We start from the raw sequence: 12,688 nt of genomic DNA, 5'->3' as shown, positions 1-12,688 counted from the left end.
CCATCACTCAAAATCTTCTTGACCCAAATCGGCATATAGCCTGCGTTTGCGAATGTAGCCGAGCACGGACTCGCTCGTAAGATAGCGCACGCTCATACCGCGGGCAACACGCTTGCGAATGTTCGTCGAGCTGATCGCCAGCGCCGGAATCTGGATATAGCGCACGTCGAACGGCAGCCCCGACTCTTTGATTCGGGCACGCGCCGTATCGATATCAAAACCCGGTCGCGTCGCCGCAATAAAGGTAGCAAGCTCAGCGATTCGCTCGGCATCATGCCAGGTCACAATATCGATAATCGCGTCGGCGCCCGTAATAAAGTAGAGCTTTACCAGCGGCGGGTAAAAGTCGCGAAGGGCATGAAGCGTATCGGCCGTATAGGTTACGCCCGGACGGTCAATCTCGAACCGGCTCGCCAAAAAGGCCGGGTTCGCGGCGGTGGCGAGGACCGTCATGGCATAACGGTCCTCGGCAGGCGTCACCGGCTTGTCAAGCTTAAAGGCGGGAGAGCCCGCCGGCATAAAGAGCACAGCGTCCAAGTCGAGCGACTCGCGCGCCTGCTCCGCAGTCACCAGGTGCCCGTAATGAATCGGGTCGAATGTGCCGCCCATAATGCCAAGCCGAAACTCTTTGCCCTCTTTTATGGGCAGCTCGGGCAAACCGATTCCACCGCGCAGCGACATGGCTTACTCGCCCTCCGAGGTCTCGGCATCGTCCGCGGCATCCGCCGCATCGACAACCTCGACGCCCTCATCCGCAGCATCGGCCACGTCAATGGCCTCAACGGCAACGTCCTCGCCAGCGTCCTCGAGCTCCTCGTACTCCGAGAAGTCCTCAGCGCCCTCAAAGTCAAAGGCGCGCTGGCAAATGCGGACCTCGTCGCCCGCACGGCAACCGGCCTTCTCGAGCGCGTCGTCAACACCCATACGCGCAAACTTGTGCTGCAGGTAGATGACGGCTTCCTCGTTTTCCCAGTCGGTCTGGATGACCATGCGCTCGATGGCACGACCGACCACGCGGAAGGCACCGGGCTCTTCCTGGACAATGCGGAAACGCTTCTCGCGCTGCAGACGGCGGCGTTCCCACTCCTCGTCGCGCAGATCGACCGGCTCATCGGAAACCGCCAACTCGGCGCGCAGCTTAGCCACCTGCTCGCCCACGGCAAGCATCAGCGTGTTGAGGCCGGCGCCCGTCACGGCGGACACGGCAAAGAACATATGTCCGTCGTCGAGCGCGGCGCGCTTGAGATCGGCAATCTTGTCGGCCGTGCCCGGCGCGTCGCACTTGTTGGCGACGACGATCTGCGGACGCTCCGAGAGCTCGGCGCCATACTGCTCGAGCTCACGGTTGATGATGCGGTAATCCTCAACCGGGTCGCGATCCTCAAAACCGCCCGTCATGTCGACGACATGCATGATCAGGGCCGTACGCTCGATGTGGCGCAGGAACTGGTGGCCCAGGCCCTTGCCCTCGCTCGCGCCCTCGATCAAACCAGGAACGTCGGCAACGACGTAAGAATACTCACCGGCACGCACCATGCCGAGGTTCGGCACGAGCGTGGTAAACGGATAGTCGGCGATCTTGGGACGGGCGGCACTCATGCGCGCGATGAGCGAAGACTTACCCACCGAGGGAAAGCCCACGAGCGCGGCATCGGCCATAAGCTTCATCTCAAGCTCAATCCAGTGCTCCTCGGCCGGTTCGCCCAGCTGTGCGAACGCGGGCGCGCGGCGCACCGACGTCACAAAGTGCGTGTTGCCCAGGCCACCGGCACCGCCGGGCGCCACGACAACGCGCTCGCCATCGTGCACCAGGTCGGCAATCTCGAACATCGGGGTCTGCGTCTCGGGGTCGAGCTCGCGCACCACGGTGCCCATGGGAACCTTCAGGATCAGGTCCTCGCCGCTCTTACCGTTACGACGGGCACCCTGCCCGTGCGTGCCGCGTTCGGCGCGGAAGTGATGCTTAAAGCGGTAATCGATCAACGAAGACAGCTGAGCATCGGCCTGGATGACGACATTGCCGCCACGACCGCCGTCGCCGCCATCGGGGCCGCCCTTGGGGACAAATGCCTCGCGCCTAAACGACATGCATCCGGCTCCGCCGTCGCCGCCGCACACGTTAATGCGGCTGATATCGGTGAACTGTGACAACAGAATCGCCTCCTACAAAAAGAGGGAGACCCTTGAATCCTAAAACTCAAGTGCCTCCCACATATGTGCTCTATGAAGGGTGAATTACGCGTTCGCGAGCGGGCGTACGCTGACCCTGTGCTTGATACCCTTGTGGAACTCAACGGTACCGTCGACCAGCGCGAACAGCGTGTCGTCCTTGCCACGGCCAACGTTCTCACCCGGGTGGATGTGAGTGCCGTGCTGACGGACGAGAATCGTGCCCGTGGTTACCGTCTGGCCGGCATAGCGCTTCGTGCCAAGGCGCTGACCGCGGGAGTCACGGCCATTACGGGAGGAACCGAGTCCTTTTTTGTGTGCCATTGTGTATACCTACTCTTTCGTTACGAGTGTAATCTACTCGGCGACGGGAGCCTCGGCAACAGCCTCGGCCTCTGCCTTGACAGCCTTCTTGGCGCGGGACGTAGCCTGGACCTTCACGATCTTCAGCTTGGTGAGCTGCTGACGGTGACCCTTCAGACGACGATAGCGCTTACGCTTGTGGAACTTGAAGACCAGCTGCTTCTCGCCCTTGAACTGCTCAACGATCTGAGCGGTAACCTTGGCCTTGGCCAGCTTGTCGGGATCGGTGACGATCTTCTTACCATCGTTGAGGAAGATGACCGGCAGGGTGACCTTGTCGCCCTCATTGCCCTCGATCTTCTCGACGGTGATGACATCGTCGGTGGCGACCTTGTACTGCTTGCCGCCCGTGTTAACGATTGCGTACATGTTTACTTGCCCTTCATGCATCAGTTAGTGCAACAGCCGAATATAGTAGCAGGCGAAAATACCCCCGTCAACGAGTATGTGGAGCAAATCCACAAGTTCGCACAGGTATGGGGCTGACGAGTCGGCCCTCGTCGTCCTCGCATGCTTGATTCTGACGCTCGACATCGTAGGAGCAGATGGTCACGAGGTCTTGCATACCGGTGGAAACAATAGGTGCATCCACGCCCGGGGTCAAGCCCTGCAACAAAACATCAGCGGCGGAAAGCAAAATTTCCGGACGCATGGAGCCCTCGTTATCGGCATGGGTGTCGAGCATGAGCACTAAATGGTCCGGGCGCTCCCCCGCCGTGAGCTCATAGCCCACGAGCGTGTGATCCAAATCCAAGCGCTTGCTCTTTTTGCCGCGCGCGTAGTCGATGCCATGGTCCGCGCGCAACGTGTCGATCGCACGACGCACCTCGTCGGCGCTTACGGGCGCCTCGGAATCCAAGTGCAAATCGATGCGATACGACAGGCGCGTGAGCTGCGCCGTCAACGCCGGCGTGCGCACGTCGATGTACACCGCCTCGATGGGTGCCAGATCGGCCGGAGACGCCGCAGACAGGCGCCCAAACGCCTCGTCGAGCGCCACGAACTCGGTCATAAACAGGTCATACCACTCGCAGGTCGACGACGTACCCACCGGTAGCGCCGAAGAGAAGCCCACGCGCATGTGCGGAGAAAAGCCCTGCGTGACGGCATAGGGAAGTCCCGCACGGCGCACAATGCGCTCAATGGTATGGATCACTTCGAGATGGCCCAGGTACTTAAGACGATCGCGCTTGCCATAGCGAACACGAAGTCTAAAGAGCGTGGGGTTGTCGGTCAGGCGCTCACTCATGCGCGATCACCCATCAATACATTCTTGGCGTGGAGCGTGGGGCAGATTCCGCAGCCGGTGCACGACGTGCGGGTGCAGTCGGGAGTCGTGACGCCCTCGAGCGAGCGACGGTACTCGCGCTCGAGGAAGCCGCGCGTGCAGCCGGGGCTCACGTGCTCCCACGGCAGGCGCCAGTCCAACTCGTAGGGAAGGTGCACGAGCTCATTGAGGTCGATGCCGTTTTTGGCAGCAGCTTCCTTCCAATTATCGAGCGAGAAATGCTCTACCCAGGCGTCAAAGCGAGAGCCCGCGCGCCAAGCATCGATGATGACGGGCGTCATGTCACGACCGGCGCGGGACAGCGCGGCCTCGATGAGCGAAGTCTCGGCATCGTGGTAATGCACGCGGACGGCACGGTTGCGAACGCTCGTGATAAGCAACTTCTGGCGACGCTTGACGTCGTCGTAGTCGAGCTGCGGGCACCACTGGAACGGCGTGGCAGCCTTGGGGATAAAGACCGAAACCGAGATGGACACCGAGATCGAGCCGCGACGAGCCTTGGGCACCACGGAACGACCGAGCTCCAGCACGTGATCGGCCAGATTGGCGATGGCCACGATGTCCTCGTCGCGCTCGCCGGGAAGGCCCATCATAAAGTAGAGCTTCATGCGGTTCCAGCCGGCCTCGAAGGCCGCCTTGGCCGCACGGTCCAGGTCCTCCTCGGTCACGTTCTTGTTAATGATGTCGCGCATGCGCTGGCTGCCGGCCTCGGGCGCGAACGTCAGGCCGCCCTTCTTTTCGCCGGCGACCGACTCGGCCATATCCACGCCAAACGAATCCAAGCGCTGCGACGGAATAGACACGCGAATACCCGTATCCTCCAGGCGACGGTTGAGCCTGCCGAGCACGTCACGAATGCAGGAGTGGTCGGTCGTGGAGAGCGAGGTCAGCGACACCTCGTCATAGCCGGTCTTTTCCAGACCCTGAATCACCGACGAGACGATCTGGTCGGCCGAACGCTCGCGCACCGGGCGATACGTCATGCCGGCCTGGCAAAAACGACAGCCGCGAGCGCAGCCGCGCAGAATCTCGATAGACAGGCGGTCGTGGACCAGCTGCGCATAGGGCACGCACGACTGCGACAGCGGATTCGTGGCGCCGAAATCCTCGACGACGCGCTTGTAGACCACGGTCGGCGCATCCTTGCCCTCGCGCGGCACGGTGTAGCCATGCGGCGAGCAGGGCTCGTCGTGACGAACCTCATAGAGCGACGGCACGTAGTTGCCGGCAATGGATGCAAGCTGCTCAACAATCTGCGCGCGCGGGACTCCTTCGTCACGCAGGCGGCGATGCAGCTGGCAGGTCTCGAGCAGCGATTCCTCGCCCTCGCCGATGAGGATGGCATCGAAGAAGGCCGCATACGGCTCGGGGTTGTACACCGAAGGACCACCGGCAATGATGATGGGGTCGTCTTCGCCTCGGTCGGCCGCTAACAGCGGAATGCCAGCGAGGTCGAGAGCCTCGAGGAAGTTCGTCACCGCCATCTCGTGCGGCACATGCAGACCGACGATATCAAACGATGCGACGGGGGCAGCACCTTCGAGCGACAGAAGCGGAATACCCGCCTCGCGCATGGCGTCACCCATATCAGGCCACGGCACATAGCCACGCTCGCAGGAGATGCCCTCGGCCTGGTTAAGGATGTTGTAGAGGATGGCGATACCCTGGTTGGGCAGACCGACCTCGTATACATCCGGATAAATCAGGCAGCAACGATAATCGGCATCGGCCTTGGAAAGCGTGCCCCACTCGTGATCGATATAGCGACTCGGCTTCTCGACCTTGGCGAGCAGCGGCTCAATTAAATGAAAACAGTCTTGGTATGGAACGCGCAAAAGAAACCCCTAAGCAGCGAGATCGGATGCATCCTCGAAAGGACTCATAGGACGGGTGGCACCGGCGACCGTGGTCACCAGGTCACGAACGCGCGAGAACGTGGCAGCAGCGACCTCGTTGGCACGGCTGTAGTCCACATCGCGCTCGTAGAGCGACACGAGCGCGCGGCCCATGCCATAGGTACCCGCGGCGGCGGTAAGTGCCTTAACGGCAAACCCAATATGCGGCGTCTGCTTGACGAGCGCACGAGTGACCGCGCGGATCACAAGGCCGCCAGCAAGCACGCCCGCGACCTCGTAGCCGCGCTCAGGCTTAATGCCGCGTCCAAAGACGGCAGCGAGCTCAAAGAGCATGCCCACCTGCGCCAACGCCATAACGGGATAATCGGCGCCCGGCAAAAACACCAGCGCACCGGTCGCCATATTGGTGAGCGCGCACGAGGTGATGATACGATTGGCCGCCGCGATGCGCATGAAGGTAAAGTTCGCCGCAAAAGCAGTTTCCTTGTCGGTGCGATCGAGAATCCAGCGGGCAAGCGTCTCGAGCAGATACGTTTTATCTGTTGCCGCTACCACGCCGAGCATGGGCGTGGACTCCTCGATAAACGGCACCTCCACAGCAGACTCAGCAAGCACGCACACGGGCGCGCCGGCGATCACGAGCTCCTGCACGGCACTCTCCAAGCGGTCGGAACCACACGAAAGTACCAGTACCACATCGGTATCGGTCTTTGGAGCAATTCGCTCCTCCCCCAGACGCTCGACGCGCACAATGCCCGAGGTCGTCTGCGGCACAAAGGCGTCACGCACCGTCTCGGCGAGAAAGCGCGAGGCGGACGAATCCAGATAGACCGAGACGCGCACCGGCGTATCGGAATCCTTCTTAACGGACGCGCCCATCTTAAAAGCGCGGGTCAGCTTATCTACGGGAATTTTCATAGCAAACCCCTCCAGCGGTTACGCGGCGCCCGAACGATGCCGCCATATGGATTGTACGATACCCACCGTCAGCAGCTGAATCATCATCGAAGACGAACCGAAGCTAATAAACGGTAGCGGAATACCGGTAATCGGCATCATGCCGATGCACATGCCGATGTTTTCGAAGGTCTGGAACGCCCACATGCCAACGATGCCCACACACGATAGGCGCAAGAACAGCGACTCGCACTTAAAGGCGACGCGAATCGTCGAAAAGATCAGCAGCACGTAGAGGCACAGGAGCAAAAGGGAACCGCAAAAGCCAAAGGTCTCGGACAGGAAGGCGAAGACGAAGTCGGTGTGGAACTCAGGCAGAAAGCCGCCGGCCGACTGCGTCGCATGGCCCAAGCCCTTACCAAAGAAGCCGCCCGAGCCAACGGCGATAAGCGACTGCTGCAGGTTGTAGGCATCGTCCGAATCGGCATTATCGGGGTCGATAAAGACCGTCAGACGGTTCATCTGATACTGCTTGATGAGCACATCGTGGCCGAGCAACGAATCAAAGACCGAATCGAGCGCCAGGACGAGGGCCACCAGGCCCACGAGCAGGGCCAGGGTCGACAGCACCCATTCGCGGCGTGCACCGCTCATGCAGATGACAATAGCGCCCGAAACCAGCACGACCAGGCCTGAGCCCAGGTCGCCCATGGCAACGACGGCCAAAAACGGAATGGACAGCATGCCGCAGAGCTTGACGTAGTCGCGAACGGTATCGATGCGGCCGTTATACTGCGAGCCAAGCGTGGCAATAAAGAAGATGGTGATGAGCTTGGCAAGCTCAACCGGCTGGAATGTCAAGCCGATACCGGGAATCTTGATCCAGCCCGTCATGCCCAGACCGCCCGTATAGGACAGACCCGGAATCTTGGGCGAGAAGATAACGATCAGATCGATGACGAGCAACGCCGTCGAGAAGTTGGAAATACCGCGCAGGTCGGTACGCCAGACCAGCACCGCCAGCACCGCCCCGATACCAATTCCCAGCAGATGACGTGAGAACGAAGCATCGGCCTTAAACTGCGAAGCCGACCAGATAATGATGGCACCGTAGGCGACGAGCGCCACTGTAGCCACGAGCACACCGATATGCACCTTTTGGCGAAACGTGCCGCGCGAGGCCGAAAGTTGCTTGTTGACGCGGTCCAGGCTGCTGCGAGAGCCGGTCTTGGTTGAACGGAACAGATCCGCCGGAGAAAAATCCATCGCAACCTCCTATCGAACCGAAGAATCGCCCGAGGCCGAAGAGGTATCGGGCTCGTCATAAATCACGCCGAGCACGTCGCGCACGACATGCATCGCGGTATCTGAGCCACCGCCGCCCTGCTCCAGGACAGTAGCGATGACATACTTGGGATCATCGGCCGGTGCATAGGCGCAGAACCACGCGTATTCGTCCTCGCCGCTTTTCTCTCCCGTGCCCGACTTGCCGTATACCTGCGGCGTCAGGGTGCCAAAGTGAGCCGCCAGGGACGTCGATGCCGTGTAAATCACGTCGTGCATGCCGTTGCGAACAAGAGTCAAATCCGAATCGCTGTTGATCTTGGCCTCCAGGCGCTTCTTCTTGCCCTTGCCGTTGTACTTATAGGCATCGCCGTCGCCATCGCGCGACACGGCAGACAAAAACACGTGAGGCACGTACTGTTTGCCGCCGTTGGCAAGGCCCATGTAGGCGCACGCCATCTGCAGGGGCGTCACCAAAATGTCGCCCTGGCCGATGGCAATGTTGGTCATATCGCCGGCATTCCACTTGCGGTCCTCGGCAGAGGCGTCGGTAAAGTACGACTCTTTCCACTCGGCATCGGGAATACGGCCCGCGCCCTCACTCGGCAGATCGATACCGCAGGTCTTGCCGAGGCCCCAGCGACGAAAGACCTCCTGCAGGCCCTCGGAATGTTGCTCGTCATAAAAGAACGCCTTGCCCATGTCGTAGAAGACGGGGTCGCACGAGTTGGCGATACCCGACTGCAGCGTCATGGTGCCGTGGCCGGAATGCAGCCAGCAGTACTTGCCCCACGACTTGCCCAGACCCGTCCAATAGCCCGTGCAGTTGGTCGTCTGCCCCGACGTGTAGGTTCCAAACTCAAGACCGGCCAGTGCCGAGAGCGGCTTGATGGTCGAGGCCGACATGTACTGTCCGCTAATGGCGCGGTTGAGCAGCGGGTGCGAACCCTTGTCATCATTGAGCTCGGTCCACACGTCATTTGAGACGCCGCCGATAAAGACGGACGGATCGAACTTGGGCTCGCTCGCCATGCCCAGGATCTCGCCATTGTTGGGATCGAGACACACCACAGCGCCGTTGCCGGCATTGCTGTAGCCAGTGGTCTTGGCAAGCTCGATGGCGCTCGCCAGAGCCGTCTCACAGGCCTGTTGGATCTTAAGGTCGAGCGTGAGCTTAATGTCGGAGCCGGCCTTGGCGGGTACGGCGCCGGCCTGACCGGTAACATTGCCCGAGGCATCGACCTTGACGGTCTGCTCGCCACGAATACCCTGCAGCAGGTTTTCGTAGTAGCTCTCAACGCCCGCTTGGCCCACGATATCGCCCGACTGGTACGTAATCCGGCCAGCAGAAGCATCATCGTCGCCAGAGGTTTTCTTATTCTGGGCCTCGAGCTGCTCGGAGGTAATGGTGCCGGTATAGCCCAAAATGTGACAGGCCGTCTCGCCATATGGATACTGGCGCTCGGTACGCTCGGCAATCTTGACGCCCGGGAACTCGCCGGCGTGCTCCTTGATATAGGCAACCGTGGAGCGACGGACGTCTGTCGCGATGGTATGCAGGCTCTGGGCGCCCTCGGAATTGTCCTGGATATTGCGCAGCACAGCCACGTAGGGCATACCGAGCACGTTGGCAAGATGACGAACCAGAACCTCATCCTCGGCAAGGTCGCGGTAGGCCACGACAGCAAGTGAGGGACGGTTCTGGACAAGCGCCACGCCATTGCGGTCGAGGATGCGGCCGCGCACAGCGGGTGTGGTAACGGTGCGCGTCTGATTACTATTAGCCTGCTTCTCGTAATAGCCCGACGAGACCATCTGCATGCCCCACAGCTTGACGGCAAGCGCCGCGAACATCGCGCCCACACCCGTAGTGAGGATGGAAAAGCGGCCCTTAAAGGCGGTCGCCGCGGTATTGCCCTCGCCCTCGGTGGCGCGCGGGGCCGTTCCATGCTGCGTATCGTAGGTAAAACGGGAATCGCCGCGACGCATGATGACCAGCGCGACCACGATGGCCACAACCAACACGATACCGGCGATAATAACCGTCATCTGGGAAGACATCTACGGGCCTCCCCTATTTGAGCTTACGGGTCTTGGGCTTAAAGCGCATGCCCGTCTGGCGTCCGCCACGTGCGGAGAATCCATAACCGGACTGCGGCACGACGCCGGACATCAAAAACGGAATGGCAACCAGACCCGTCAGGATCGAAGACGGCAGCGCATGGCCGAAGATCGCAACGACAAAGCTCGTCTCCAAACCCATAAACAGCAAGATGATGCTGTAGATCACATTAATGACGAGCGCAAAGGCGCCCACAGTGATGCCGCGCGCACTCGGGGTACCGCCGGTCTGACCGGCAGCGCTATGCACCAGGGCAAAAGAACCCACGGTCAGCAGGAGCGACATAACGCCCACCGGCACGGCAGCGGAAAGGTCATAGAACAAGCCACTGCAAAAACCGCACGCGACGGCACGCGTCGGGTCGCCCGAGAACACGCTTAGGCACACCAGGATAATCATGAAGTTGACGCGACCGCCCGCAATGGAGATCTGCGGTGCCAGGCCTGCCTGCAGCAGCACGCACACGATGGCGGCGATAACAAACGTGCGGGAGCTCATCCCCTGCTCGTGTAGATCCATGGACATGCCCCCTATTCGCTCGAGCCGGAATCGGTCGTCTCGGACGTGTCGGAACCGTCATCCGAGCTCTCGTCCTTCGTCTTGGTCGCAGCATCGCGCGACGTTCCCTGCGGCGTGCTGTTGGCCGTGCTCACGTCCTCATCCGAGGCCGACTGTTCGTCGGTCAGCGAGGTGATGACCAGCACTTCCTCGTTGTTCTCGGCCGTCGTCTGGGCGCGCACCACAATGGTGTAGTACACGTCGTTTGCCGATTTCTCAACCGACGAGACGGTGCCGAGCGGTAGACCCTTGGGGAACACACCGCCAATGCCCGAGGTCACGATGATGTCGCCAACCTTAACGTCGGAATCGACGCTCACATACTCAAGACGCAGCGTGCCGTCAGCCTGACCCTGCAGCATGCCCTGGGCGCGCGTGTCCTGCACCATGGCGGACACGCCCGAGTTCTCATCGCCAATCAGGCGCACAGTGGACGTCTTGGCCGAGACCTCGATAATCTGGCCTATGACACCGGCAGAACTCGTCACGGGCATGTTGATGGTAAGCCCGTCGGCAGAACCCTTATCGATGGTAACGGTCGAGGTCCAGGCATCGCCCGAAGCGCCGACGATACGAGCTGCAGTGGACTTGAGGTTGTAGGTCGACTGCAGACCGACCAGACCCTCCAGTCGCTCGGCGGTCTTTTGAGCCTCGGAGAGCTCGGCGACCTTAGAGGTCAGTTCCTCGTTTTGCTTCTTAAGCTCGTCAAGCGTGTCCTGTGACGCCGTAAGGTTAGAGAACACGTTACCGATCGCATTGAAGGGAGCCGCCACAGCCGAGCCCAGAAAACGCACCGGCGAGGTAATCGTCGTCACGCCCGAACGAACGGCATGAATCGGCCCCGTCTCGCCCTCACGAATATAAAACGTGAGCAGCAACACCGAAATCAGGCTGAAAACAATCAACGGGCGCATACCCGTTGATTGTCGCTTGGTATTCAGATTTGTGGAGAAACCCGAAGATCGTGCCAAATGGAATCCACCTTTTGGAAATTAAGCATTGGTCTGGACGAAGCCGCCATCAAACGCATTGGCCTCGAGCACGCGGGCACAGCCGTTAACAACGTTATCGAGCGCCGTGGGGCTGACGTTGACCGAAACGCCGGTCTCATCGCGCAGGCGCACGTCGAGACCGCGCAGCAGCGCGCCGCCACCAGTCAGCAAAATGCCGTAGTACATAAGGTCCGAGGCAAGATCGGGAGGCGTAGCGTCGAGTGCGTCCTTGACGGCCTTGGCCATCTCGTCGAGCGGCTTGTTGAGCGCGCGACGAATCTCCTCGCTCTCGATGCGCACGGTCTTGGGCAGACCGGTGATCACGTCGCGGCCGTTGACCTCGACGTCGAGCTCGTCCTTGAGCGGCACGGCGGAGCCGACCTTGATCTTGATGTCCTCTGCCGTACGCTCGCCGATGGCCAGGTTGTAGGCATCACGAACGTGCGTAAGGATGGCCTGATCGAACTCGTCGCCGGCAATACGAATGGACTGCGAGACGACGATGCCGCCCATAGCGATAACAGCGACCTCGGTGGTACCGCCACCGATGTCGATGACCATGGAGCCGGTGGGCTCCTCGACGGGCAGGTCGGCGCCGATAGCGGCGGCCATAGGCTCTTCGATCAGATAGGCCTGGCGGGCACCGGCCTGGATCGTGGCCTCAAAGACAGCGCGCTTCTCGACCGACGTGACACCGGAGGGAACGCAGACGACAACACGCGGACGCGGAGTCCACGGATAGCGCTTCTCGGACGCCTTGTCGATAAAGTAGCGAAGCATGGCCTCGGTAACATCGAAGTCGGCGATGACGCCGTCCTTCAGGGGACGAACGGCCACGATGTTGCCGGGCGTACGGCCGAGCATGCGCTTTGCCTCGATACCGACCGCCAGGATGCGCTCGTCGTTCTTGTCGATGGCGACAACAGAGGGCTCGCGAATGACGATGCCCTTGCCGCGTACGGAGACAAGCGTATTTGCGGTGCCGAGGTCGATGGCAAGATCGCCCGCATAGCTACCGAAGAACATATCCATCAAAGAAAACAACGCAACTCCTGATGTGTTGGATGATTGCTGGAAAACTACTAGCTCATCATACTAGCGCAAGCCCGGCACCTCACTTGCGGTGAAGCGCCGGGCAAAGCTAAATCCCATAAGGTCA

12 protein-coding genes are annotated in these 12,688 nt (G+C 60.7%); all 12 read right to left on the bottom strand.

The features are described from left to right. Window positions 1-3: 3 nt before the first annotated feature. The 12 genes from nadD to ACEG18_RS00610 all read right to left on the bottom strand — a co-directional run bounded on the left by nadD (window position 4) and on the right by ACEG18_RS00610 (window position 12,561). On the bottom strand, window positions 4-681 hold the full coding sequence (gene nadD, locus ACEG18_RS00665) for a nicotinate-nucleotide adenylyltransferase (protein ID WP_148346249.1): 678 nt from the start codon (window positions 679-681) through the stop codon (window positions 4-6). Window positions 682-684: 3 nt separating this feature from the next. Continuing rightward, on the bottom strand, window positions 685-2,151 hold the full coding sequence (obgE, locus tag ACEG18_RS00660; RefSeq protein WP_199410562.1) for a GTPase ObgE: 1,467 nt from the start codon (window positions 2,149-2,151) through the stop codon (window positions 685-687). 84 nt (window positions 2,152-2,235) lie between these two features. Next, window positions 2,236-2,493, bottom strand: coding sequence for a 50S ribosomal protein L27 (gene rpmA / locus ACEG18_RS00655; protein WP_006236075.1), 258 nt, complete (start codon window positions 2,491-2,493; stop codon window positions 2,236-2,238). Between the two features lie 33 nt (window positions 2,494-2,526). Then, the gene (gene rplU / locus ACEG18_RS00650) at window positions 2,527-2,901 is read right to left on the bottom strand and encodes a 50S ribosomal protein L21 (protein ID WP_035138585.1); all 375 of its coding nucleotides are present in this window, start codon (window positions 2,899-2,901) and stop codon (window positions 2,527-2,529) included. A 67-nt stretch (window positions 2,902-2,968) separates the two neighbouring features. Beyond that, on the bottom strand, window positions 2,969-3,781 hold the full coding sequence (locus tag ACEG18_RS00645) for a TIGR03936 family radical SAM-associated protein (RefSeq protein WP_372540882.1): 813 nt from the start codon (window positions 3,779-3,781) through the stop codon (window positions 2,969-2,971). Next, window positions 3,778-5,655 (bottom strand): TIGR03960 family B12-binding radical SAM protein, encoded by a 1,878-nt coding sequence (locus tag ACEG18_RS00640; protein ID WP_055249992.1) that lies wholly within the window; start codon window positions 5,653-5,655, stop codon window positions 3,778-3,780. The genes ACEG18_RS00645 and ACEG18_RS00640 overlap by 4 nt, the downstream gene beginning before the upstream one ends. A 9-nt stretch (window positions 5,656-5,664) precedes the next feature. Further along, entirely contained in the window at window positions 5,665-6,594 is a 930-nt protein-coding gene (locus tag ACEG18_RS00635) for a YcjF family protein (protein ID WP_372540881.1), read from the bottom strand. A gap of 18 nt (window positions 6,595-6,612) precedes the next feature. Further along, on the bottom strand, window positions 6,613-7,839 hold the full coding sequence (locus ACEG18_RS00630; RefSeq protein WP_372540880.1) for an FtsW/RodA/SpoVE family cell cycle protein: 1,227 nt from the start codon (window positions 7,837-7,839) through the stop codon (window positions 6,613-6,615). 9 nt (window positions 7,840-7,848) lie between these two features. Beyond that, entirely contained in the window at window positions 7,849-9,918 is a 2,070-nt protein-coding gene (gene mrdA / locus ACEG18_RS00625) for a penicillin-binding protein 2 (protein WP_372540879.1), read from the bottom strand. Between the two features lie 13 nt (window positions 9,919-9,931). After that, window positions 9,932-10,498, bottom strand: a complete 567-nt coding sequence (locus ACEG18_RS00620) for a rod shape-determining protein MreD (RefSeq protein WP_372540878.1) — start codon at window positions 10,496-10,498, stop codon at window positions 9,932-9,934. A gap of 11 nt (window positions 10,499-10,509) precedes the next feature. Further along, window positions 10,510-11,451: a rod shape-determining protein MreC gene (gene mreC / locus ACEG18_RS00615; RefSeq protein ID WP_372540877.1), complete on the bottom strand. Its 942-nt coding sequence runs from the start codon at window positions 11,449-11,451 to the stop codon at window positions 10,510-10,512. Between the two features lie 78 nt (window positions 11,452-11,529). Beyond that, entirely contained in the window at window positions 11,530-12,561 is a 1,032-nt protein-coding gene (locus ACEG18_RS00610; RefSeq protein ID WP_006236061.1) for a rod shape-determining protein, read from the bottom strand. Window positions 12,562-12,688 lie beyond the last annotated feature (127 nt).

The organism is Collinsella aerofaciens (assembly GCF_041537385.1).
In the GTDB taxonomy this organism is placed as follows: Bacteria; Actinomycetota; Coriobacteriia; order Coriobacteriales; family Coriobacteriaceae; genus Collinsella; species Collinsella aerofaciens_BV.
Note: the sequence above shows the minus strand (reverse complement) of the source record. Positions and strands in the feature narration are given on the sequence as shown.